This is a genomic window from Mucilaginibacter sp. SG538B (genome assembly GCF_013376065.1).
In the GTDB taxonomy this organism is placed as follows: Bacteria; Bacteroidota; Bacteroidia; order Sphingobacteriales; family Sphingobacteriaceae; genus Mucilaginibacter; species Mucilaginibacter rubeus.
Map to the genome: position 1 here is coordinate 876,985 of NZ_JABMJI010000001.1, position 25,729 is coordinate 902,713.

General features: G+C 42.8%; 13 protein-coding genes. 10 read left to right on the top strand and 3 right to left on the bottom strand.

Going from position 1 to position 25,729, the window contains the following annotated elements:
* Positions 1 to 14: 14 nt before the first annotated feature.
* Positions 15 to 776: an NUDIX hydrolase gene (locus tag FHW88_RS03375; protein ID WP_090531523.1), complete on the bottom strand. Its 762-nt coding sequence runs from the start codon at positions 774 to 776 to the stop codon at positions 15 to 17.
* A gap of 189 nt (positions 777 to 965) precedes the next feature.
* Here FHW88_RS03375 and bglX point away from each other — a divergent pair, with 189 nt between their 5' ends.
* The 9 genes from bglX to FHW88_RS03420 all read left to right on the top strand — a co-directional run bounded on the left by bglX (position 966) and on the right by FHW88_RS03420 (position 21,952).
* Positions 966 to 3,272 (top strand): beta-glucosidase BglX, encoded by a 2,307-nt coding sequence (gene bglX, locus FHW88_RS03380; protein ID WP_176623159.1) that lies wholly within the window; start codon positions 966 to 968, stop codon positions 3,270 to 3,272.
* Positions 3,273 to 4,209: 937 nt separating this feature from the next.
* Positions 4,210 to 7,482, top strand: coding sequence for a SusC/RagA family TonB-linked outer membrane protein (locus FHW88_RS03385; protein WP_090531529.1), 3,273 nt, complete (start codon positions 4,210 to 4,212; stop codon positions 7,480 to 7,482).
* A 28-nt stretch (positions 7,483 to 7,510) separates the two neighbouring features.
* Positions 7,511 to 9,280, top strand: a complete 1,770-nt coding sequence (locus FHW88_RS03390; protein WP_090531531.1) for a RagB/SusD family nutrient uptake outer membrane protein — start codon at positions 7,511 to 7,513, stop codon at positions 9,278 to 9,280.
* A gap of 77 nt (positions 9,281 to 9,357) precedes the next feature.
* The gene (locus tag FHW88_RS03395; RefSeq protein ID WP_176623161.1) at positions 9,358 to 12,972 is read left to right on the top strand and encodes a VCBS repeat-containing protein; all 3,615 of its coding nucleotides are present in this window, start codon (positions 9,358 to 9,360) and stop codon (positions 12,970 to 12,972) included.
* Positions 12,973 to 12,982: 10 nt separating this feature from the next.
* Positions 12,983 to 14,305 carry a vanadium-dependent haloperoxidase gene (locus FHW88_RS03400; RefSeq protein WP_090531535.1) on the top strand — a complete coding sequence of 441 codons (1,323 nt, stop codon included), beginning with the start codon at positions 12,983 to 12,985 and terminating at the stop codon, positions 14,303 to 14,305.
* Positions 14,306 to 14,320: 15 nt separating this feature from the next.
* Complete coding sequence (locus tag FHW88_RS03405; RefSeq protein WP_176623163.1) at positions 14,321 to 15,886, top strand: FG-GAP repeat domain-containing protein; 1,566 nt, start codon at positions 14,321 to 14,323, stop codon at positions 15,884 to 15,886.
* A gap of 16 nt (positions 15,887 to 15,902) precedes the next feature.
* Positions 15,903 to 17,456, top strand: a complete 1,554-nt coding sequence (locus tag FHW88_RS03410; RefSeq protein WP_176623165.1) for an FG-GAP repeat domain-containing protein — start codon at positions 15,903 to 15,905, stop codon at positions 17,454 to 17,456.
* A gap of 169 nt (positions 17,457 to 17,625) precedes the next feature.
* A complete protein-coding gene (locus FHW88_RS03415; protein WP_176623167.1) occupies positions 17,626 to 20,415 on the top strand; it encodes a glycoside hydrolase family 2 protein in 2,790 nt (929 codons plus the stop codon).
* A gap of 217 nt (positions 20,416 to 20,632) precedes the next feature.
* Positions 20,633 to 21,952: a flavin monoamine oxidase family protein gene (locus tag FHW88_RS03420; protein ID WP_410505616.1), complete on the top strand. Its 1,320-nt coding sequence runs from the start codon at positions 20,633 to 20,635 to the stop codon at positions 21,950 to 21,952.
* 111 nt (positions 21,953 to 22,063) lie between these two features.
* Here the strand turns inward: FHW88_RS03420 and FHW88_RS03425 are convergent, their stop codons facing one another.
* A complete protein-coding gene (locus FHW88_RS03425; RefSeq protein ID WP_176623171.1) occupies positions 22,064 to 23,314 on the bottom strand; it encodes a glycosyl hydrolase family 8 in 1,251 nt (416 codons plus the stop codon).
* Positions 23,268 to 24,218: a LysR family transcriptional regulator gene (locus FHW88_RS03430; RefSeq protein ID WP_175490051.1), complete on the bottom strand. Its 951-nt coding sequence runs from the start codon at positions 24,216 to 24,218 to the stop codon at positions 23,268 to 23,270. Before FHW88_RS03430 ends, FHW88_RS03425 begins: the two co-directional genes overlap by 47 nt.
* An 89-nt stretch (positions 24,219 to 24,307) precedes the next feature.
* Between FHW88_RS03430 and FHW88_RS03435 the strand changes: the two genes are divergently transcribed.
* Complete coding sequence (locus FHW88_RS03435) at positions 24,308 to 25,711, top strand: TolC family protein (protein ID WP_176623173.1); 1,404 nt, start codon at positions 24,308 to 24,310, stop codon at positions 25,709 to 25,711.
* Positions 25,712 to 25,729 lie beyond the last annotated feature (18 nt).

A 25,729-nucleotide genomic window follows, 5' to 3' on the forward strand; every position in this document is an offset into this window, starting at 1 on the left:
CCTTTTATCGGCAATTACCAACCGCCTTTAAACCCTTCGGTTAAGGCGTGTTGGTAATTTTCTATATCGAACGAATACAGGTACGGCGCCTTATGCGCACCGCCTTTACGTGGCTCTTCAGACCGGTTAAGGATGCCAAAAGCTAAGATCCGGCGTTGAAAGTTACGCCTGTCCAACTTTTTACCTAAAATGGCTTCATACAATTTTTGCAGCTCGGGCATGGTAAATTCTCTCGGCATCAGGTTGTAACCTATGGGTTGATAGTTAAGCTGCAGGCGCAAGGCATCCAAAGCGCTTTTATAAATATTTTCGTGGTCGAGCTGCATCTCGGGCATGTCATCCAGGTCGCGCCAGGCACAAAGCTCCGAAAACTGATCGGGGTGGGGTATAACGCCAAAAAAGTCGACCAGCGCGTAATAGCCAATAGATATAAACCGGCCAGAAAACCAGTTTTGTTCTTTTGGCAGCATATCGGCATACATATCGTTATGGACCTTTGAACGGTCGGGATCACCAAATACACGAAACTGCTGTAAAAATATTTTATCTAAACCGGTACGTTCCTGTAGTATCCTTACAGCGGCATTGTCTATCGGTTCTTCCTTAAGTACAAAACCGCCGGGCAAATACCACTTCTCTTCGTCATGGGTTTTTAATAGCAGCACTTTCATTTGCCCCTCATGAAATCCAAATACAACACAATCAATAGAAATGTGGTTTACGTAATTTTTGCGGGCATCCTCGCTGTACTCAATAAGTTGCTGTTTACTTAACATTTGTGCTATTGTACAAATAAAGTTTGATTTTTTAATTATAATATTTACAATTGTGTACTTAATACACTATGATAAATGCCGTAGCATCCTGTTTCTAAAATTGTCAAAAATATTTAAAGGCGCAATGAAATGCTCTGATTATTAGTCATATTTGTTAACCAATTATTTACTACCCACATAAATTAAAAAATGAAAAAGTATTTTTCAAGTCGGCTTGTTATAGCCATTACGCCACTTTGCTTGGCGTTGATGCCTTATAATAAGGTATTGGCCCAAAGCAAAACCGAAGATGCAAAAATGAATGCCTATGTTAAAGGCCTGATGAGTAAAATGACACTCGATGAAAAAATTGGGCAGTTAAACCTGGTAACCATCGGAGCGGCAACAACAGGATCGGTAGTAAATAAAGGGGTTGAAGAAAATATAAAAAATGGATCAATTGGTGGAGTGTTTGGTGTTTGGGGTACAGCACAAACCCGCCAGATCCAGGATATAGCCGTTAAAAACTCAAGACTGCATATTCCGCTTATTTTTGGTTTGGATGTAATCCATGGCCACCGCACTATTTTTCCTATTCCGCTGGGCATGTCGGCAACGTGGGATATGGGTTTGATCAAACAATCGGCACAAATCGCAGCTAAAGAAGCAACCGGAGAAGGTTTGAACTGGGTGTTTTCGCCAATGGTTGATATTGCCCGCGACCCGCGCTGGGGCCGTATTTCAGAAGGCTCGGGTGAAGACCCATGGTATGGCTCACAAGTGGCAAAAGCTATGGTGCAGGGTTACCAGGGCAGCAGTATGAAAGATGCTGATGCCGTGATGGCCTGCGTTAAGCACTTTGCACTTTACGGTGGCGCAGAAGCCGGCCGTGAGTATAATACAGTTGATATGAGCCGCATTAAAATGTACCAGGATTACCTGCCGCCATATAAAGCAGCAGTTGATGCGGGTGCAGGCAGTTTCATGAGCTCATTTAATACGGTTGATGGTGTGCCTGCAACAGTTAACCAGTGGTTGTTAACCGACTTGTTAAGGAAACAATGGGGCTTTAAAGGTTTTGTGGTATCTGATTATACCGCTGTAAACGAAGTGACAGATCATGGCCTTGGCGATTTGCAAACAGTATCTGCCCTTGCGCTGAAAGCCGGCTTGGATATGGATATGGTAGGAGAGGGGTTCTTGAAAACGTTGAAAAAGTCACTTACACAAAAGAAAATCACCCAGCAGGAAATTGACCAGGCCTGCCAGCGTGTATTGGAAGCTAAGTACAAATTAGGTTTGTTTGATAACCCTTACAAATCGATGGATGCCGGTAAAGAGGCTAAAGAAGAGCTATCAGTTGCGAACCGCGCAGCTGCAAGAGAGATTACTAAACATTCCTTCGTATTATTAAAAAATGATAATCAAACGCTTCCGCTTAAAAAAGGCGGTAGCATCGCATTGGTAGGCCCATTGGCCGATAATCACCGCGATATGCTGGGTACATGGGTTATTGCCGGCGAGTGGCAAAAATCGGTGAGCGTAATGGAAGGTATTAAAAATGTTGTGGGTAACAATGTTGCCATTAACTATGCTAAAGGTGCTAATGTAACTGAAGATAGTTTGTTTATTAAAAGGCTGAACTTTGGTCCCGGAATGGTTTCTTTAGATGCTAAGCCGGCTGACGAATTATTGAAAGAAGCGGTTGACGCTGCTAAAAAATCGGATGTGATTGTGGCTGTTGTTGGTGAATCCCAAAGCATGTCGGGCGAATCGTCAAGCCGCTCGGATATCGATATTCCCGAAAGCCAGAAAAACATGCTGAAGGAACTTTCAAAACTGGGCAAACCGATGGTGATTGTGCTGTTTAACGGTCGTCCGCTTACCCTAACCTGGGAAGATAAGCATGCTAACGCGATACTTGACGTTTGGGCGCCCGGCACCGAGGCCGGTAACGCCATCGCCGATGTATTATTTGGCGACTATAACCCGGCCGGTAAATTAACTGCTACATTTCCGCGCAGCGTAGGGCAAATACCTATTTATTACAACCACAAAAACACGGGCAGGCCATACAAAGGCGGTCCTTCAAAATTCAGGTCAAATTATCTTGATATTTCAAACGATCCGCTTTATCCGTTTGGTTACGGCTTAAGCTATACCACCTTTAACTACAGCGCTGTTAGCGTAAGCAAAACCAAATTAAAAGGTAATGAAACCTTAACGGCTACTGTTACAGTAACCAATACGGGTAAATATGCGGGGGAAGAAGTGGTACAGTTATATATAAGCGATCCTGTAGCAAGTATCAGCCGCTCGGTAAAAGAGCTTAAGGGTTATCAAAAAATAAGCCTTAAGCCGGGTGGGTCAAAACAGGTAAGCTTCACTATTACTCCGGAGCTATTGAAGTTTTATAACACGCAGCTTAAGTATGACTGGGAATCAGGCGAATTTGTAGTTGAAATAGGAACCAACTCGGCCGATACGCATAATACATCGGTTTGGTGGGCTAAATAGTGCCATTTAAAGTGTAATACATTTTTAGCACTTTGTTAAAAATAGTAAAGGTATTTTTTGATGCACGAAAATATCTGAACGGCACCGGTAAGTAAAGTTTACCGGTGTCGTTTTGTTTTGGAAAAAGTGTATAAAATGTTGTATAATGGCGTGAAATCGATTGTAATAAATGTAACCTGAACATTTATTGTTTGAAAAGTACTGCTTGGGTAAATGTATATTTAACATTTATTATTGTATAATTAATAATAAATGTTGACCTGACAGTATTTGCAAAGTATAATGATATTTTAACACTTTGGTAAATTATGGCAGGGAGGGCCCGCACATTAAACTAAGGGCAAAATATTTAAGATAACAGCTCGGTTGGGTTAATATTTATTGTTTCAACAACTTTTTTGCACTGGTTACAGAATAATAGCAACACTTTTACAATACGATATTTTTAAAAAAGTAGGCCATGTGTTAGCAATGTATTAATGAAATATTCTCAATTTGTAATTTTAGTGGATAAATCGACCTATAAATAATTAATTTGTAAATCTACCTATTTTACTTGTGTATACAGTACACACTAATTACATTAGTTCCATAGCCAATATAAATTTCTGTTTTGGCAGAAATCGTTCAAAATCTAATATTATTATAACATTTTAACTTTAATGTTGCTTCGGTTGCGGTAGCGTAAAAAAGGTGACTACACGGATAAAAAGTTTAAAAAAAATTATACGAGAGAAGTTCATATGATAAAACTTTTACATTTTTTACTTTCCAACACTTCATCTTCCATTAATCTGTTTAACAGAGCTTATCTCACAATCGCTCAGTTCAAACAGGCTACCCGCAAGTGTGCAATTTTCTATTTTAAAACTTAGCAATACCAATTATCGACTTAAAAGCTTAAATCAAATATATTAATCAACTAAATCTCAATCTCATGTTTAAAAGTTTACTCCTAAAAGGAAGATACTTGGGTTTGCTGCTATGCTGCCTGGTATCTTCATTGGTAGTTACAGCACAAACAAAGTACAAAGGTAAAGTTATCGGCTCCGACGATAAATTACCTGTTGTTGGCGCTTCTATACGCGTCAAAGGTACAAGTACAGGTACTGTAACTGATGTTAATGGTGAATTCACCTTAACCCTAAGCCCGGGCAATACACTGGTAGTATCTTACATCGGTTATCAAACTACCGAAGTCAAGGTAGGTACCGATGTAAACCTTCGGGTTACGCTACAATCAGGCAGCAGCACGCTTAATGAGGTGGTTGTTACTGGTTACGGTTCACAACGTAAAAAGGACATTACAGGTTCGGTAGCGGTTGTTAACGTGGCGAGTTTAAAAACTGTGCCTTCTGGTAACACAACCTCTTTACTTCAGGGCCAGGCAGCCGGTGTAACAGTTACCAATTCCGGTAACCCGGGTGGGGGAACATCTGTTAATATTCGTGGTATCAGTTCTATTTACAGCACAGCCCCGCTGGTAATTATTGACGGTACACAAGGTAACCTTGATAACGTTAACCCTAACGATATCGAATCAATCCAAGTATTAAAAGATGCCGGTGCTGCGTCGGTTTATGGCGTACGTGGTTCAAACGGTGTAGTTGTAGTAACTACTAAAAAAGGTAAATCTGGTGTTGCCACTATAACTTATGATGGCATGTATGGTACCCAAAGGCCGCTTGCGGATGGTTTTAAACTTGCGGGCACTCAAACTTATATGCAAGCGGTGTATGAATCATTTAAAAATTCAAATGCGCTTACTACAAATACCCAGTTTGATCCAAAGAACACTAAAACCTGGACAATACCTGATTTTATACAGCCTGCAGGTGCGCATGTAGGTGACCCTGGTACTACCGCTGACTGGTACAACCTGAACACACTTACCGGGAAACCGTTGAACCCCGACCGTTTGGGTCCGAACGGCATAGATAAGCTGGATGTAAATAATATTACCAGGGCAAATAAAGTAGGTACAGATTGGTTTCATGAAGTGTTTAAACCTGCACCTATACAAAGCCATAACATTACTGCAAGCGGTGGTAGCGAAAAATCGACTTATTTGTTCTCGATAGGTTACTATAATCAACAGGGTACGCTTATTGATACTTACATTAAGCGTTATTCATCAAGAATTAATACCAATTTTAATGTTGGAAAAAATATTCGTGTAGGTGAAAACGCATACATCTTCTACAAAAGAAATCCCAATGTAAGCAACAACCAAAATGAAGGCAACGGCATATCATATATTTATCGCGAACCACCTATAATTCCGGTTTACGATATCATGGGCAACTATGCGGGTACACGGCCTGGGTCTTTGGGTAACTCAAGCAATCCGGTTGCCCGTCAGGAACGTACAAAAAACGACAGGAACAACAACTGGGATATTACCGGTAACGTATTTGCTGAGGTTGACTTCCTGAAACATTTCACTGTGCGCACCCAGTTTGGTGGAACGGTAGATAACTACTACTACTACTACTTTACCCCAACCGCGTATGAAAACTCTGAAGGTAATACCACCAACAATTCGTTCACTGAGGTTGCAGGCTATAACAGCTCATACACATGGACCAATCAATTAAGCTACAACCAGCAATTTGGCAAACACAGTATTAAAGCTTTCGTTGCAACTGAGGCTATTACAAATTATGGCCGTGGTATAAGAGCTGGTAATACTACCTATGCGCTAAGCTATGATCCTAACTACGTAACTGTAGAAAATGGTGATGGTACACCAACAAACGCTGTCGACCAGCTTTACAACAACACATTATATTCACAATTCGGTCAGGTTAACTATAACTATGATGAAAAATATTATATCAGTGGTATTATTCGTCATGATGGTTCATCGTTCTTTGCTCCTGGCCACCAATATGGTACGTTTGGTTCAATAACTGGTGCATGGCGTATTTCTAAAGAAAACTTCCTGAAAAACGTAAGCTGGCTGAATGACTTAAAAATCAGGGGAGGTTACGGAACCCTGGGTTCGTTATCGGGTGTTAATCAGCGCCAAAGTAATGCTTATAGTTTATACGCAAAATCAAATGGTAATGCTAACTACGATATAACAGGTACAGGCAACTCAACCTTAACCGGTTTATATAAATCTCAAATTGGTAATGAATCAACAACCTGGGAAACTGATAAGGTGACCAACGTTGGTTTTGATGCAACTTTTATCAATAACAAGTTTACCCTTTCTGTGGAGTTGTATAAAAAAGATATATCTGGCTTACTATTCCCTTCATCATTGTTCGCACCGCAAGGTGGCGCATCTGCACCTTATGTAAACGGTGGTAACATCAGTAACAAAGGTATTGATATTGACTTCGGTTACCACGGTACGGCGGGTAACGGATTGAGATATGACATAGGATTAAATTTTAGCCATTACAAAAATAAAATGGTTGCTTTGGGCGGTGGCCTGAAATATAAAGACTACAACAGCTCAGGCTCAACCCGTTTGCAAAATTTTGTTAGGTTGCAGCCAGGCCAACCTGTAGGTGAGTTTTTTGGTTATCAGGTATCGGGCTTATTTCAAAACCAAGCCGAAGTTGATGCTGCGCCAGCCCAGCCTGGTAAAGCACCTGGTGCATTCAGATATGTGGATGTAGACCATAATGGCACCATTGATGATAAGGACAGGACGTTTATAGGCAATCCTAACCCTAAATTTACCGGTGGTTTAACCTTAGGAGCAAGCTACAAAGGTTTCGACTTTAATGCGTTCTTCTACGGTACTTATGGTAATAAAGTAGTTAATTATATTAAATACTGGACTTATTTCCCTCAGGTGTTTAACGGCAACGTAAGCGCCGACATTTTAGGTCCTAATGTTTGGCGCGAAGGTGCTGATAACAGCCATGCAACTGTACCTCAGTTAAGCAGAAATGCCAACTTAAGTACTTCGAGCGTATTCAACTCATTTTATGTTGAAAATGGATCTTACTTAAGACTTAAATCATTGACATTAGGCTATACTATTCCTCAATCAAAAATTAAAAGTTTAGGTGTCAGCAGAATAAGGGTATATTTATTAGCCAATAACTTATTTACCATAACAAAATACAAAGGTTTAGATCCCGAGCTTCAAAATTCAAACTTACAGGATAACACCAGCTTCGGAATTGATTTCGGTAACTATCCTGCAAATCAGAAAATTTATAACGTTGGTGTAAACGCAACATTCTAATACTAATAGTTATATTATCATAAAAGTTATGAAAAAATTAAACATAAAAGTAATTATACCATTAGCCGTATTGTTAGTGTGTATGGTTTACGCCTGCCAGAAGGATATTTTGAACAGGCCTATACAACGCTCGTTAAGCCCGAGTATCGTAGCTAATAAAACAGGTGTTGAGAGTTTGCTTATAGGCACTTATTCATTGCTTGATGGTGTAGGCGGTCGCGGCGGCGGTATTAACGCGGCCGGTTCTAACTGGTTATTTGGCAGCGTGGCTGCCGGAGATGCCTATAAAGGCTCTGAACCATCAGACGGCGGTAACGATGCGTTGCCGGTGGGTAATTTTACATTAGCAACCTCAAATCCGTATATCACTTCAAAGTATACATTATGCTTTGATGGTGTGGCCCGTGCAAATGACGTTTTGCGTACGCTTGCCCTTGCGAAAGATATAGGCGCTGATGATGTTAAAAGGATAACTGGTGAAGCTAAATTTTTAAGAGCGTATTATTATATGGAGCTTAAAAAAATGTATAACATGATTCCTTATGTTGACGAAACTGCCACCAATTACAACTTGCCTAACGATAAGGATATATGGCCAAATATTGAAGCTGATTTGCAAGCCGGTATTGACAATATTCCTGTTACCCAGGCACAAAAAGGCCGCGCTAATAAATGGGTTGCCGTTGCATATTTGGCAAAAGCAAAAATGTTTCAGCATAAATTTTTAGAAGCCAAGAAGCTGTTTGATGACTTAATACCAAACGGGATAAAAGGTGACGGTAGCAAGTTTGCGTTAAACGTGAACTTTCAAAGGAACTTTAGTCCGCAGGCTGCCCAAAAAAATAGCCCCGAATCAGTTTTTGCAGCACAGGCTTCGGTAAATGATAACTCGGGTGGTAACAATGGTAATACCGGTGATGAGCTTAACTTTCCCTATACCGGAGGCCCTGGCGCTTGCTGCGGCTGGTTTAATCCATCTCAATCACTGGCTAACTCATTTAAAACGGATGCCAGTGGTTTGCCGTTGTTTACTACTTTTAATGATGGTCAATTAGTTAGTGGAAAGACTAATCCATATACCGGTACTGTAGATCCTCGTATTGATATCACCATGGGCCGCCCAAATATTCCGTATCTTGATTGGGGTAATCCTCCGGCTGCCTGGATCCGTGACCCTACAGACGGTGTATTTAACCCGCGTAAAAACGTTTACTCGTCTGCCGAAAAAGGTACCAATTCAAGTACCGAAAACTATTGGGCAGCTAACGAGGTTACTTCAAATAACGTAAACCTGATGCGTTGGAGTGATGTACTTTTAATGGCTGCTGAAGCCGAAGTTGAAGTTGGGGATGTTAATAAAGCTTTGGATTATGTGAACCTAGTCCGTAACCGTGCTGCCGGCAGTTCATGGTGGGTTTACAAAAACTCTGCTTATGATCCCTCAAAATCTGAGTATACAGTTAAAACTACTCCGGCTGATAATTATCTGATCAAACCTTACCCTGCCGGTGTGTTTGCTGATAAAAATTATGCGCGTACAGCCATACATTTTGAGCGTAAGCTTGAACTGGCGATGGAAGGTCAGCGTTTCTTTGACTTACAACGCTGGGATCAGGGTACTGGAAGCATGGCAAATGAGATCAACGCCTTCTTTGCATATGATATCAATATCAACCTACAGCTAAAAGGCGCTCATTTCACCAAAGGCAGAAACGAATACTATCCAATTCCGCAAAGTGAAATTGATTTGTCTGCATCAACCGGACAAGGTGTATTGAAACAAAACCCTGGTTATTAATTAACCATTGATTTTAAATATTTAACTTTAGGTGGAGATAGTTATCTCCACCTTTTTTTATAGTTTACTAACCAATAATGAAGTATACCCTTCCCTTTATATGCCTGGTTGCCGTTTTATTTAGTGCCTGTAAAAAAGCTACACTTTTTGAACAGGTACCTTCTTCGCACTCGGGTATCACCTTCAATAATAAAATCGTTGAAAATGACACCATAAACCCGCTTACCAAACTTAACCTGTATAATGGCGGTGGCGTGGGCATAGGCGATTTTAATAATGATGGCCTGCAGGATATCTACTTTGTAGCCAATACTACATCAAATAAGCTATACCTTAACAAGGGCGATATGAAATTTGATGACGTTACCGACGTAGCCGGTGTAAAGGGGAGTGGCGGCTGGGGCAGGGGAGTGGCTGTTGTTGATATCAACAACGACGGCCTTATGGATATATATGTGTGCTATACTTTGCTTGATGATTCGGTTAAGCGCACTAATCTGCTTTATGTAAACCAGGGAATAGGTAACGACGGCGTACCGCGCTTTAAAGAAATGGCTAAAGCGTATGGCCTCAATGTAAAACTTCACTCAACCATGGCGTCGTTTTTTGATTATGATAACGATGGCGACCTGGATATGTACCTCACCGTTAATGAGGCTGTAGCCGGAGATAATCAAAGTACTTTCAGGCCGATAATAACTAATGGAAGTCACCGGAGTACCGGGCAGCTTTACCGCTGCGACTGGGATCCGGCGTTAAAACACCCGGTTTATACCAACGTATCCAAACGGGCAGGCATTGGGACCGAAGGCTATGGACATGCTGCCACCATTGTAGATATTAACCGAGATGGCTGGAAAGACATTTACGTAACCAACGATTTTTTAACCGATAACATTTTATACATCAATAACGGCGACGGCACTTTTAGAGATAAAGTGAAGGAGTATTTTAAGCACACCGCCTTCAGCTCCATGGGGCAGGATATTGAGGATGTAAACAACGATGGTCTTGCCGATGTTTTTGAGGTTGACATGAACCCCGAGGATAACTACCGTAAAAAGATGTTCATGCCGCCTAATAATTACCAGATATTTCAAAATTTCGACAGGTATCAATATCAATATCAATACACCCGTAATACTTTACAATTAAACAACGGCCCGCGAATTGGCGGTAATGATTCTATTGGCGACCCCTCATTTAGCGATGTGGCTTTTTTAAGTGGTGTTGGACAAACAGACTGGAGCTGGGGACCCATGATAACCGATTTTGATAATGACGGGTATCGCGATATTGTAATAACCAATGGCTATCCGCGCGATGTAACTGATCATGATTTTATAACTTTCAGGCAAATGGCCTATTCGGTAGCGTCAACCCAACAGGTGCTTGACCAAATCCCGATTGTGAAAATACCCAACTATGCTTTCCGCAATACCAATGGTGTGCAGTTTGAAGATGTAACCCAAAGCTGGGGGCTTGATGCTCCCTCGTTTTCAAACGGATGTGCCTATGCCGATCTGGATAATGACGGCGCAATGGATATGGTGATCAACAATATTAATGATGAAGCCATGGTGTACAGAAACACCTCCCGTAATAAAGCAACAAACAGTAGTAACTACTTACATATACAGTTTCACGGCGGTACAAAAAACCTGAACGGTCTTGGTGCTTTTGCCGATATTTATTACGATCACGGCAAACATCAATATTATGAAAATACACCTTACCGTGGTTATTTATCAACCATACAGGATATCGCCCACTTTGGCCTGGGTAACATATCTCAACTCGATTCGGTAGTGATCCGCTGGGATAACGGTAAAAAACAGGTGCTTACCCATGTTAAAACGAATCAAACACTCCAGGTTAAAATTGGCGATGCGAAGCTTAATTATACCAATAAACAGCCCTCTGTTGATAACACTGCGTTGTTTAAAGATGTCACTCAATCGGCAGGAATAACCTATAAACATAATGATCAGGATTATATCGATTTTAATGTTCAGAAACTGCTTCCGCATAAACTGTCGGAATATACGCCGGCCGTAGCGGTTGGCGATGTAGATGGTAACGGCATTGATGATATGGTGGTAGGCGGCACTACAAAATATCCGGCTCAGTTATTATTGCAGCAAGCCAGCGGAAAATTTATTCAGCGCGATTTAGTGCCTCAACCTAAAACTATCATCCCGGTTGGAGATCCCAACGATATGGCACATATGATATCGCCTGTAAGAGTGAAAGACGAAGGTATGTTGCTTTTTGATGCCGACGGCGATGGCGACCTTGATCTGTACGTTGCCAGCGGCGGTTATGAAAGCGAGCCTGGTTCATCAAATTACCAGGACAGGCTTTATGTTAACGATGGTAAAGGCAACTTCAAACTGCAACCCGATGCCCTGCCTAAAAACTTTACCAGCAAACTGTGTGTAAAAGCAGCAGATATAAACCGCGACGGCAAAATGGATCTGTTTATCTCCGGCCGTGTGGATCCCTGGAACTATCCTAAGCCGGTTTCAAGTTTTATTTTGCGTAACGATAGCAAGAACGGCGTTATCAAATTTACCGACGTATCCGCATCAGCGGCAAAAGAATTGAATAATATAGGTTTGGTTTGCGATGCCACATTTACCGATTTTAATAATGACGGGTGGCCCGACCTGATTCTTACCGGCGAATGGATGCCGATCACATTCCTTAAAAACGATCATGGCATATACAAAAATGTAACGCAAAGCACCGGCGTTGAAAATAAGCTTGGTTGGTGGAATACAATTGCCTCCGGCGATTTTGACCACGACGGAGATACTGATTACATTATAGGCAATACCGGCCTCAATACTTTTTATAAAGCAACCGATCAATACCCGATTTATATTACTGCTAAGGATTTTGATAAGAATGGCAGCTACGATGCTTTCCCCTCTGTTTTCCTGAAAGATCAGCAGGGCCAATTGCAGGAATTTCCGGCTTTCGGGCGCGACGATATTGTGAAGCAAATGATCAGCATGCGTATCAGATTCCAGAATTATAGGTCATTTGCAACAGCGACAATGGATTCGGTGATAACCCCAAAAATGCGTGAGGGGGCATTGCGTTTAAAAGTGAACTACCTGCAATCGGTATACTTACGCAATGACGGGGGAGGGAAGTTTACGGCTATTCCACTCCCGGTTGAAGCGCAAATGTCTGAACTATGCGGCATTACTGTTGATGATTTTGATGGAGATGGCAACCTTGATGTTGCACTGAACGGCAATGACTACGGCACTGAGGTTGCAACTGGCCGTTATGATGCTTTTAATGGTTTATTGCTAAAGGGAGATGGCAAAGGTGGCTTTAAACCGCTCAGCATTATGCAAAGCGGTATTTATATTCCTGGCAATGGCAAGGCCCTGGTGAAGCTTAAAGGAGCCCGTGGTAACTACCTGTTGGCAGCTACTCAAAATCGTGACAGTATGAAATTGTTTGAACTGAAACGGCCAGTTAAAACCTATAATCTGCAGCCGCTTGATGCATTTGCAACCATAAAATACAAAAATGGTAAAACTGCTAAACAGGAGTTTTATAATGGTAATTCTTTCTTGTCGCAATCGGGCAGATTCATTAATATTGATGATAACATGGCATCGATAACTGTAACCGATAGTTATGGCCATCAACGTAATGTACCAATTAAATAAACTATTATAAATGAGATGCTTTAAAATATTTATAGCCGTTGCGGGTTGTGCCCTTGTTTTAGGTTGCGGTAGTAAGCCTAAAAAAACACCGATGATGAAAGATGCTGATGTTATACATAACAACATTGATCAGCTTACGCAGGTTATTATTTATGATGTGTTCAGCCCTCCCGTAGCAAGCCGTATTTATGGATATACCTCGCTGGCTGCTTATGAGGCAATACGTTATTCTAATCCCGGATACAATTCAATTACAGCTCAGCTGCGGGGCTTTGGTAAACCTCCCGAACCAAAGGCAGGGGTAAAGTATAATTATACGCTTGCGGCTACATCAGCGTTTTTTGCAGTAGCTCATAAGGTTACCTTCTCTATCGATTCGCTCAAAAAATATGAGGCCAAGGTTTACGCCATGTATAAAGACAACATGGATGATTCAACCTATGCCCGCTCAATGGCATTTGGCGAAAAAATTGGCAAGTACATCTTAAAAAGAGCAGCAGTGGATAATTATCCCCAAACCCGTGGCAAGCCAAGGTTTTTGGGCAACGATAATCCGGGTAACTGGCATCCTACTCCTCCCGATTACCTGGATGGTGTTGAGTTTTGCTGGGGTACTATGCATACTTTCGCCGTTGACACCTCAACCATGTTCCCTTTGCCTCCGCCACCTGCTTTTAGCGAGGATAAAAACAGCGAGTATTTTAGACAAACAATGGAGGTGTATAACCAAAGCAAAAACATTACGCCCGAGCAAAAAACTATTGCAAAGTTTTGGGATGATAATCCTTTTGTTATTGAGCATAATGGCCACATGATGTTTGCCAACAAGAAAATCACCCCGGGCGGTCACTGGATCGGCATAACCGCAATTGCCTGCAAGCAAACCCATGCTGATGTTGTAAAAACTGCGCAGGCTTATGCGCTTACCTCAATAGCTTTGTTTGATGCTTTTATTTGCGGCTGGCAGGTTAAGTATGAAACTAATTATATAAGACCGGTAACCATTATCAATGATAAAATTGACCACGACTGGTTGCCAATGCTGCAAACACCACCATTCCCCGAGTATCCGAGCGGCCACAGCGATATCAGTGGGGCCTCGGCTGTGGTGCTTACGCATTTATTTGGCGATAACTTTGCCTATCAGGATACCAGCGATCTGCGTTACATAGGCATGCAGCGCCATTTCGACTCATTTTTGAAAGCTGCCGACGAAACTTCAATAAGCAGGTTTTACGGCGGCATCCACTTCCGGAACAGCGTTAATCAGGGCGCTGTACAGGGCAAACAGGTAGGCGAATATATCTGGAAAAAATTAAAACTTAAAAATTAAGGGCTGAGCTATTTTATGAATTTAAAAAAAAGCTTATTAACCATATCATACCTTTTTTCATTTTCTGCAATATTAGCCGGTTTAACGCTCATCAATAGCTGCAAGCGGAAACCGGCATATCAACCTTATAAATTTACCGGCGATGTGATAGTTGATGGTAAAAACCTGGTACAATTAAAGTGTACCCGCTGCCACTCGTTAGTGCCTGTTGATGCATTACCTAAGGATGTTTGGCTTAACCACACGCTGGTTAATATGGCCCCGCTGCTGCATATTTCAACTTATGGCGGTTCGTCATACTATAAGGATAATCCGCTTGATACTACCGGCGCCACTATTGCCGAATGGACAGCCATTTTAGATTATTATAAAAAAGCTGCACCCGACACCTTGCTGCCGGCTAAAAAGCCAATCCCATTAATAAATGATTGGGCTGGTTTTACACTTAAAAAGCCTGCACGGGTAGGTTATACCGCTTTTACTACTATGCTTGCTGCCAATGCAGCTACAGGGCGTATGTATAGTGCCGACGCTGTGGATGAAAAATTGTATACCTGGGACAGTAATTTAAAAATGGACTCCCTCGCCAAATTTCCATCAGCCGCAGTTGGGGTTAGTTTTGACAAGGATAGTGCCGGGAATAATATAGGCTTTTTCGCCTGTATTGGGCGTATGGCACCGGTTGATTTTCCGAATGGTAAAGTAGTTAAAGTGAACCTTGATGCGCAGCATGTTAATAACGAGCAAACTTACATTGCATCTGATTTGCCCCGGCCTGTTGGCACAATAACAGGCGATTTTAATAAGGACGGTTTGCAGGATGTTGTAGTTTGCGGTCAGGGCAAGTTTAAAGGAGGCGTTTACTTGCTTAAGCAAAATAAGGATCATACGTATGAGCAACAAACCATTTATGACAAGCCGGGCGCTGCACAAGCTTTAGCCGGTGATTTTAACAACGATGGTTGGACAGATGTAATGTTGTTAACCGGAAGCGGCGATGAAGGTCTTTGGTTGTTGTTGAATGATCAAAAAGGAGGATTTACAACCCGGAACCTGCTACATTTTCCGCCGGTTTATGGTTCAAGCAGTTTTCAATTGGTTGATATGGATCATGACGGCAAACTTGACCTGGTACTAACCTGCGGCTACAACTACCGTGATTCGAGGATTCTGAAACCTTACCACGGCTTATACATTTTTACCAATACGGGCGACTGGAACTTTAAACAACGCTGGTTTTACCCTATAAACGGTTGTACCAAAGCCATTGCCACTGATTTTGATGGTGATGGCGATATCGATATTGCTACGATAGCTTTCTTTGCCGATATGAAAAATACGCCTGCCGAAGAGTTTGTTTACTTTGAACAGGCTAAACCTTTAGATTTTAAACCTCATGCTTTGCCGATTAGCAACCTTGGTCATTGGATGTGTATGGAAATGACCGACCTGAACAAGGACGGCAAACCCGACATTGTATTAGGTAATTATGCAGATGGTTTTATGTTCCAGGATGGTTTTAAACCTAATTGGGATCAGCACCTGCCACTGATAATGCTTGAAAATCACACCAAAAAGTAAAGCGATACCGAACTGTATGAGGAAAGCAGGAGGGGTGAGCATAATAAAACGAAACGTATTGTTGCTGACTATAATATTCGCAGCTGTTGTTATTGCCGCATTGAATAGTTGCGGCGATAATGAACCGAGCGACGAACAGCTTTTGGCCGACGCTAAAAAAACGGCGTTCCAACATTGCGGCAGCTGCCATGAACCGCCCGATGCTTCTTTACTGGATAGTGCCACCTGGGACAAGCACATATTACCAGCCATGGGAGCAAAACTTGGCATGCGCCCTTTTATGGACCAGTATATAGCCGGTCCAGGGGCCACGCTGTCTCTTGCTGACTGGACAAAGATTGTTGTGTACTATAAGTACGCCTCACCCAAAAAACTAAAAATTCCCAAACCGGATGCTTTACTCGATTCGGCTATATTTTCGGTGAAAAGACCTGTTAATGTTGACACAAAATCAGGGGAGGCCATGACCACCATGGTTAAGTTTAATGATGTTGATAAGCACTTTTATACAGGAGATGCCGGCAATAAGCTTTACCGCTGGAATAGTGACCTTACAGCTACCCTGATAAAAAAATTCCATTCGCCAATAACCGATGCTACCTTTTATCAGTCGGCAACCGAACCTAACAGCGTCGTAGTTACCTGCATCGGGATACTTCCGCCTAATGATCAACTCAAAGGAACCTTAACACATATTAATCTCGACAAGAAATCAAAAGATACCACCCTAATGGCCGATAGTCTGCCACGCCCGGTTAAAAGTGGGACGGCCGACTTTAACAAAGATGGCCTGATGGATTATGTTAGTTGCGGTTTTGGCCGCGACCGGGGTGGTTTGTTCCTATTACAGCAACAAACTAATCATACATTCAAAAGAAAGATCATCCGTGCAGTTCCTGGTCCTGAAATAGTTTATACCGGCGATTTTAACGGCGATGGCTGGCCTGATATTGCCTGCCTGTTTGCCCAGGCCGATGAAGGGATCTGGCTGTTTCTGAACGATAAAAAGGGAGGATTTACTACCCAAAATATCATACGTTTTCCATCTGTATATGGGTCGAGCAGTTTCCAGTTGGTGGATGTTAACAATGACGGCAAACTCGACATTGTATATACCTGCGGCGATAACAATGATTACTCGCCTATATTTAAGCCCTATCATGGAGTTTATATATTTACCAATCAAGGCAACTGGGAATTTATACAAACCTACTTTTACCATATCAACGGCTGCTCCAAAGCAATAGCCGCCGATTTTGATAAGGATGGAGATCTTGATCTTGCTGTAATAGCTTTCTTTCCTGATTATAAATATCATCCTACCGAAGGTTTTACCTATCACGAGCAGGTTAGTCCGGGAAAGTTTAAGGTACACGAGGTTCCGGTTAATTTATTAGGCCGTTGGATTTCGATGGAAGCCGGTGATATTGATGGCGATGGCGATACTGATCTGGTTTTGGGCAATTTTTCAGTAGGGGCGCAGGGCCTGATGAACCAAAAGGATTATAAACCCAACTGGGATATGTACGAGCCAATTATTGTACTGCAGAATAAAACAATCAAGAAGTAGGGTTTCATTAACCGTTTTAACAAGGACAGAGGTTGTCTTGATAAGAAACTGGTAAATTGATTACTAAAGCCCCAAAACGTATCATTTGTACAATAAATTGATAAATAAGTACCGCTGTATCTGGTTGTATGTTAAGTAGTTTTGCCATACTTATTTATTGATATACTAAATGAACAAAAGTATCCGCTCTGCTTTAAGTGTTATGGCAGCCTGTGTTTTACCCGCCATTGTTTCGGCACAATCAGGAGTTGTAAAACAAGTTAAATTAAGCAATTTCGATCTGCAATCATCGGCTTTGGTAAGTGCACCAGGCACTGAACTTTCCAATACACAATACCACTCGCCGGTATACTGGTTTCCTGTAAAAGTACCATCTACAGTACTCACCGGACTGGTGGCCAATCACATTTATCCAGACCCATACCAGGGCCTTAATAATATGCTGATCCCTGATGCCTCCGATCAGTTTAATAAAGAATATAACCTGGAACAATACAGTCATTTACCCAATGACCCTAATCCCTGGAAAAAACCATACTGGTACCGCACTACTTTTAAAGTGCCTGCCGCAGATAAAGGCCGTCGTTTCCAATTGATCTTTAAAGGTATCAACTACCGGGCAGCTGTATGGCTTAACGGCAAGCAAATTGCCGACAGTACCCAGATGGCTGGTATGTTTGCTGAACATAACCTTGATGTAAGCAATATAGTTAAAGCTGGTGCTGAAAATGCCCTTGCCGTAAAAATTTATCCGCTTGATTATCCGGGATATCCTGCAAAGGAGCAGTTGAAAGCCCTCGGTCCGTTTTATGAAAATGGGGGGCCAACGGGTGATATCGGCAAAAACGTAACTATGCTTTGCTCATCAGGATGGGATTGGATCCCGCCCGTGCGCGACCGTAATATGGGGATCTGGCAGCCGGTTTTTCTGCGTACAAGCGGTGCCGTGACTATTAGTAGGCCAAAACTGGTTACTGATCTGCCAAACCTGCCCGATACCGGCATAGCAAAGCTTTCATTAAACCTGACATTAACAAACAATACAACTGCAACGCGTGGTGGTAAACTCACCATCAGTATAAAGCCCGAAAATTTTGCAGGCGTACCGGTTCAGTTTAGCCAGTCTGTGGTTGTACCAGCCGGTGCCGAAAAAGCGGTCGACTTAAATGCCGATAAGATTAGCCAGCTGATAATCCATCAGCCTAAATTATGGTGGCCTAACGGTTATGGTAAAGCAAACTTATACCGGATCCGTATGCAGTACGCTGAAGGGAATACTGTAAGTGACGATACCACTTTTGTATTTGGCATCCGCAAGGTGGCCTCAAAAGCCGAAACTACAGCCAATGGTTTTGTACGCCGTAAGTTTTATGTTAATGGGAAGGAAGTGCATTTGGTAGGTGGCGCCTGGGTACCGGATATGATGGTGAACCGCGATTCGGCCCGTTATGATTATGAGATGCACCTGTGCCGCAATGCTAATGTTAACCTGGTACGTATTTGGGGCGGTGGCGTTACTGAGCCGGACGCTTTCTGGAATGCTGCCGATAAATACGGGCAGATGGTATGGTCGGATTTTTGGATCACCGGCGATACCCAAGGCGAATTTAAAGGTTCGCCTGATTGGCCGCTGGCAGGTAACGTATTCATCAAAAACGTAGAAAGTACCATCTATCGCATCCGTAACCATCCGAGTTTATTGGTATGGACAGGAGGGAACGAAGGCCATGCCCGTAAAGAGCTATATGATGTAATGCGTAATGATATCATCACTTTAGATGGTACGCGTCCGTTCATTCCAAGTTCATCGGGTTTTGCCAAACTGCCTGCCGGCTGGAAGGGCTCGTGGCCTGATGAGATGCCATCGGGTGTTTACAGCGGTGGCCCGTACGAGTGGAAGGATCCTAAAGACTATTATAAGCTGGCCGATGATGCTAAGGATTGGGTATTTAAGGATGAAACAGGCTTACCGTCGCAGCCGCCTTATACTACTCTGCCAAAGATCATCCCTAATTTGGTTTGGGATACAAATTTGCCATTCCCGCTTAATAATTCATGGGGCTACCATGACGCGGCAACCGGAGCCGGTAAATATGATAAGTATTATGAAGAAATGACCAAAAGGTATGGCAAACCAAGTAGCATCGTTAATTTTTCGGACAAGATGCAGCTCATGAACGCCGTAGGCTACCAGGGTATTTTTGAAGCCGATGGTCATAAACTGAACGAAACCGGCGGCGTAATGCTCTGGAAGTTAAATGCGGCCTTGCCAAGTGTAATATGGCAGATCTACGATTGGTACCTTGAACCTAACGCAGGCTACTATACAATGCAAAATGCTTGCGAACCTGTTCACATTCAATATAATTATGATAATTCATCGATAGCTGTCATCAACCGTACGCACCATGCAACAGGCAGCTTAACTGCAACGGCCGATATTTATGATATCAACAGTAAACTGATAAAATCAGAAAAGGTTGGCAATGTAGGATTAGCACAAACCGGAGTTAAGGAAGTGATCCAGCTCAAAGATGCACTTGCCAATACCAAAGGCGTAAGCTTTGTTGTATTAAACTTAACTAATGCCACAGGCAAAAATGTATCACATAATGTTTACTGGTTATCGGCCACTGATGACTTTACATCATTGAATGATATGAAACATGCGCAGGTACAAGGCAAAGTGATCAAAGCTGAAAAAGGAGTAAGTGAAAATAAATGGACTATGCAGTTCACCAATAACTCCAATCAACTGGCATTTTTTGTCCGCCCGCAATTGATGAAAAACGGTGAGGAGGTAATGCCAAGCTACTGGACAGGCAATTACTTTAGCTTGGCGCCGCGTGAAAGCATCACGGTATCCGTTAGCGCTCCTGTAGCCAAATTGGGCATGGTAAAACCAACGATATTACTTGAAGGCTGGAATTTGGATAAGCAGGTGATAACGCTACCGTAAAACTTTTTAAACTTAATATTCTCGCAAAGGCGCGAAGACGCAAAGATTTTTTCTTAGCGGCTTTGAGCCTTTGCTTTTTGTCTTTGGCGCAAGTCTTGTGTGTTTGGATAGTGGTTGGGGGGACTTGTGCCGCGTTCTGTTTTCAAAGTTAAATTTTGTTTAAGAATGACTTGTCATACAGGCGGAGCTTTAAAAATCTGCTTATCTTGCTCAACGCATTTTACATATGGAAAATACAGATGTAATTATCATTGGAGGAGGAGCAGCCGGCTTGATGGCCGCCCGTACGCTTGCCAAAGCTGGGAAGAATATTGTATTGCTTGAAGGGCGTAACCGACTTGGAGGTCGGATCCATACGCTGGAACATGGTACATCTTTAGAACCTGCAGAGCTGGGTGCCGAATTTATTCATGGCGATTTACCTATAACCCAAAGCTTGCTTAATGAAGCCGGCATTAAATACACCCCCGCCTCGGCCTCCATGTGGAAGTATGAGGACGGGAAGTTTATAGCCGAAGGACACGTTATTGAACATTGGGACGAGTTTCTGGAAAGCATTATGCAGCTGAAGCATGACATGAGCATTGAAGCGTTCATGCAGCAGGAGTTTTCGGGCGAGCAGTATGAAGGTCTTCGCGATTCAGTGCGGGGATATGTGTCGGGATATGACAACGCCGATCCCAAAAAAGCCAGCGCCTTTTCTATCCGTAAAGAATGGCAAAATGAACATGAGGATGCACAATATCGTATAGAAGGTGGTTATTGCATGTTAATCAGCTACCTCGCAAATGAGTTTAAACAGGCTGGTGGGCATATTTATCTTAATGCTGTCGCGAAAGATATCGACTGGGGCCGGCATCATGTTACGGTAAGTACTGACATAGGTATCACCTATCAGGCCCGGCAATTGTTGGTTGCTGTGCCGCTTGGGATTTTACAGGCAGAAGCCGGGTTGAAGGGGACACTAAGTTTTGACCCACCGGTTGATTATTATATTAAGGCATTAAAATCGCTCGGCTTTGGAGCGGTGATCAAAGTGTTACTTGAGTTTGACGAAGCATTTTGGTACAGTGATGAAACCCGGCAAATGACTGGTGCCGATCTGGAAGATATGGGCTTTCTGTTTTCAAATGAAGCAATCCCGGTTTGGTGGACCCAAATGCCGGTACATCGCCCGCTGCTTACCGGCTGGCTCGGTGGTCCGCCTGCAGCCGCACGTTTGAATACCAGCGACGAGGATGTTTTGATAGAAGCACTTGGTTCCATCTCCAATATTTTTAAGATAGATATCGCGAAGCTGAAAGAAAAACTCCTCACCTGGAATGTAATCAACTGGACAGTCGATCCATTTTCGCGCGGATCATACAGCTACGATACCACAGAAACGGCTGAAGCAAGGAAGATTTTGAGTCATCCAATAGGCGATACCTTGTTTTTTGCAGGCGAATATTTATATGAGGGTACAGCTATGGGGACTGTTGAGGCTGCGCTTACCAGTGGTTTAAGGGCGGCGGAAATGTTGTTGGATTATGAGTAATTAAAACCATGTCATTGCGAGCGTAGTGTGGCAATCGCATACTATACAGAGCGGCCTTGCCTCCGTGCGATTGCCACGCTACGCTCGCAATGACATGAACAGTTGGAGGCGCTATTCCACCTTCCAATAATTCCCACTCACAATAATCATATCCAACATTTTGATAGTATTATCGTAATAATCATAATCCTTCAGTTTAAAAGCCACGAGATAGTCCCATACCTTGTTAAGCCACTGCTGATTACTTTTGTCGACCATGGCAGATACCGTAAAGGGAGCAATAAAACTCAATGCTTCAAAGTATCGCCCTTTAATATCATTTCCTTCAAGCGTATACCCTGCCGAAATATTATCAGGGTCGCCGTTGGTAGTTTCTTTGATCCATCGGTTTATCGGGTTTACAAAAGCTTTTGCGCGCTTATCGCCATATAGTAAATAATCAGTTGTTATGCGCCATGGAACACGACATGCATTGTAATTATAATAACCATCATACTTTGACTCCATGTAGTTGGGCTGAGCAGGCCGGGCTTTAGTCTTTATTCCTCTGATAAAATCGGGCACCAGGCCTGCATCCGGGCTGTAGTTTTTTTGCAGATAGCCGAATAAGAGGTAGTTGTTATCAATGACTTTCTGCCATTTACCGGTTTTTGAGGCACTTTCAAATGCTTTGAAATTGGCAGGCATAAAATCAGACGCGCGCATATCGTAATAATCTTCGCTATCTCCGTCGCTGCCATCGCTTAATAAAACAGAAAATGTTTTAGGATTGATTTCATAGTGCATAATTGCCGCCATCGCGTTTCTGGCTTCCTGCAGGTAGTTGATATTGCCTTTGCTGCCCCATTGCTTATCGGCCAATAAGAGGGAGTAAGCGATATCCATATCGCCGTCGGTGGCAGCATCCCGGTCGTGGTTTTTGCAGTTTTTTAGTTGGGCCCAGGCCATTAAATAAGGGGATGCTTTGGCCGGATGAATTTTGTAATAATTATACAAGCCGTCGTAAACGGTTTTTGCCTGTTTATCATACCCGGCCATTAGCGCGGTAATCACCATACCGTAACCCTGCCCTTCGGATACGCACTCTTTCCCGGGCTTTTCAAACCAAACATAAAACTGTTCTTTATCGCAGCCCGGTTTTATATACCTGTGTTTCCATTGATCGTAAAAACTGGTTACCTGCCTATCCAACTGTTGCTGATTGAGGTGATTGGGCTTGATTGTACCGGAAGTATACTTACAATGTTGCGGAAACGGCCTTAATACAACTTGTGCATGAAGGCCGTTTACAATAAATATTATAAATAACAGCAGGCTATATCGCACGCAATTCGGGGTAAGCAGCAACCTTTTCAACATCATTGCACAATAACTCAGTTTTGCAGAAATGGTTCTTAAGACAGCTCAAAAAGTTTTGAATTACCGGTGTATCCTTACAAGTAGCGGCATACCACGTGCGTTTTGCTATACTGTGATGTAATGGTTTTGTAACAATGTGTTTACCGGGGAGGTATGGTTTCACTATCCAGTCGGCCATAACGCTTATTCCGAGGCCTGCATTTACCATCTCAATAGTGGCATCAGTATAGTGGATCCGGTTAAGTGTTTTGGGCTTTACATGCTGCTCCTGGATCAGCGTTTCGATGACCGGAGTCTCCTGGTAAGAGGGGTCATAAAGAGCCAGAATTAACTCCTGATCCTGGAAGTCGCAGATGTCAATAACGGCCTTTTTTGCAAGCGGATGATCGGCCGGTAAAATGCATATCAGGCGGTCTTCAAAAATGGGTTCATAAACGATTTGTGTGTTCACCATTTGGGTGCGCACAATACCCAGGTCAAGGTCGCCACGCATGAGGTATTCGAGCGGTCGGCGGCTGGCATCCGAAACTATATTTATGTTAATATCAGGCCATTGGCTCTTGAAATCCTTAATTACACCAGGCAGCCAGTGGTACGCTGTATAGCACTGCATACTGATATTGAGCTTGCCTGTTTTGCCATTTTTATAGTTGTTAATATCTTCTTCAAGGGTGCGTATTTCGGCCAATATTTTTTCCGAACTTCGTAGAAAACGATAACCCACTTCGGTAAGCTGAAGCTTCTTTCCCTGGCGATGGAACACCTCTATATCCAGTTCCTTTTCCAGCTCTTTTAACTGGTGGCTCAGGGCCGATTGAGTTAGGTGTAAAGCGCTTGCTGCTTTGGTCAGCGAACCCTCTTTTGAAATAGTATCAACTAACCTGAAATGATGTAGTGCAATATTCATTATTAGTTTTGCTAATGATTTACACAAAATTAATTCATTTTTTTCATGAATCATATAGATATACATTTGCCGTGTATAAAATACACCTCATGTTAAACACAAATTCAAAAAAATTACTCCTGTTTTTTTTGAGTGTTTCATATGTCTTACACGTACAAGCTCAGCAAAAAGTCCTTTCCATTAAGGATGCTGAACAAATGGCCCTTGCTAACTATGCTTCCATCAAGTCGAAGGCAAACCAGCTTAACGCCTCTAAGGCATACCTCAAAGAAACAAAAACGGAGTATCTGCCGGATGTAAATTTCTCCGCGCAGCAGGACTACGGAACAGTGAACGGCCAAAACGGACCATCGTATGGTTACCGTGGCTTGTCGGTATCCTCATCGGGGCCAGCTTTGGCCAAACAGAACTGGAATGCCGCTTTTGGGGCCCTCTATTTAACCAACGTTAGCTGGGACTTTTTCGCCTTCGGCAGATCAAAGCAAAGGATCGGCGTACAGAAAACCATCGTATCGCGCGATGAAACAGATCTTGCACAGGAGCAATTTCAGCACCAGGTACGTGTTGCTGCTACTTACTTAAACCTCCTTGCGGCTCAGCAACTTGCCAAAGCACAGCAGGATAACCTCAACCGTGCGATGGAACTGCAAAAGGTAGTAGTTGCCCGCGTAAAGAACGGTTTAAATCCGGGCGTGGATTCATCATTGGCCAATGCCGAGGTATCTAATGCCAAAATAGCGCTTACCAACTCACAGCAAGCCGTGCAGGACCAAAGTAATCAGCTATCTATTTATTTAGGGATACCCGCGCAGGAATTTCAATTGGATAGCGCTTTCATTACCAGGCAGCCCAATAACCTGGAAGCGTTAAGTGCTGTTGCCGCGACCGATCATCCAACTTTGAAATTCTATCAAAACAGGGTAAACGTGAGCGATCAGCAGGCTAAATATCTCCGCACTTTCGCCTTGCCAACCTTTAGCTTGTTTGGTGTTTACCAGGGCAGGGGATCGGGCTTTAAGTCGGATTATGGCGTTGATCAATCAAGCTATACCGGCAGCTATGGTGCAGGTGTTGATCCAACCCGTTATAACTATCTGTTTGGTATTGGCATGATTTGGAACTTTACAAACGTTTTCAGGACGCACTACCAGGTTCAATCGCAAAAGTTCACTTCAGAGCAATTGAAAAACGACTACGAACTGGTTGATAAGCAACTGGAAGCGCAGCGTACCCTGGCCGAAACACGCATAAGCAATGCCCTTAAAAATGTAAACGAGGTACCGGTTGAAGTATCGGCCGCTAACAACGCTTACATTCAAAAATATACACTGTACAAAAACGGACTATCAAATATAGTTGATTTTACACAGGCGCTTTATACCCTTAACCGGGCCGAGGTTGACAAATACATAGCCCTGAACAATGTATGGCAGGCGCTGCTGTTCAAATCAGCAGCTACCGGCGATTTCGGGATTTTTATCAATAATTTTTAACAGTTACACACATATACA

Excerpts from the sequence above, each read along its gene's own strand:
- FHW88_RS03375 (WP_090531523.1), bottom strand. The coding sequence starts at position 776 with ATGTTAAGTAAACAGCAACTTATTGAGTACAGCGAGGATGCCCGCAAA.
- bglX (WP_176623159.1), top strand. The coding sequence starts at position 966 with ATGAAAAAGTATTTTTCAAGTCGGCTTGTTATAGCCATTACGCCACTT.
- FHW88_RS03385 (WP_090531529.1), top strand. The coding sequence starts at position 4,210 with ATGTTTAAAAGTTTACTCCTAAAAGGAAGATACTTGGGTTTGCTGCTA.
- FHW88_RS03390 (WP_090531531.1), top strand. The coding sequence starts at position 7,511 with ATGAAAAAATTAAACATAAAAGTAATTATACCATTAGCCGTATTGTTA.
- FHW88_RS03395 (WP_176623161.1), top strand. The coding sequence starts at position 9,358 with ATGAAGTATACCCTTCCCTTTATATGCCTGGTTGCCGTTTTATTTAGT.
- FHW88_RS03400 (WP_090531535.1), top strand. The coding sequence starts at position 12,983 with ATGAGATGCTTTAAAATATTTATAGCCGTTGCGGGTTGTGCCCTTGTT.
- FHW88_RS03405 (WP_176623163.1), top strand. The coding sequence starts at position 14,321 with ATGAATTTAAAAAAAAGCTTATTAACCATATCATACCTTTTTTCATTT.
- FHW88_RS03410 (WP_176623165.1), top strand. The coding sequence starts at position 15,903 with ATGAGGAAAGCAGGAGGGGTGAGCATAATAAAACGAAACGTATTGTTG.
- FHW88_RS03415 (WP_176623167.1), top strand. The coding sequence starts at position 17,626 with ATGAACAAAAGTATCCGCTCTGCTTTAAGTGTTATGGCAGCCTGTGTT.
- FHW88_RS03425 (WP_176623171.1), bottom strand. The coding sequence starts at position 23,314 with ATGATGTTGAAAAGGTTGCTGCTTACCCCGAATTGCGTGCGATATAGC.
- FHW88_RS03430 (WP_175490051.1), bottom strand. The coding sequence starts at position 24,218 with ATGAATATTGCACTACATCATTTCAGGTTAGTTGATACTATTTCAAAA.
- FHW88_RS03435 (WP_176623173.1), top strand. The coding sequence starts at position 24,308 with ATGTTAAACACAAATTCAAAAAAATTACTCCTGTTTTTTTTGAGTGTT.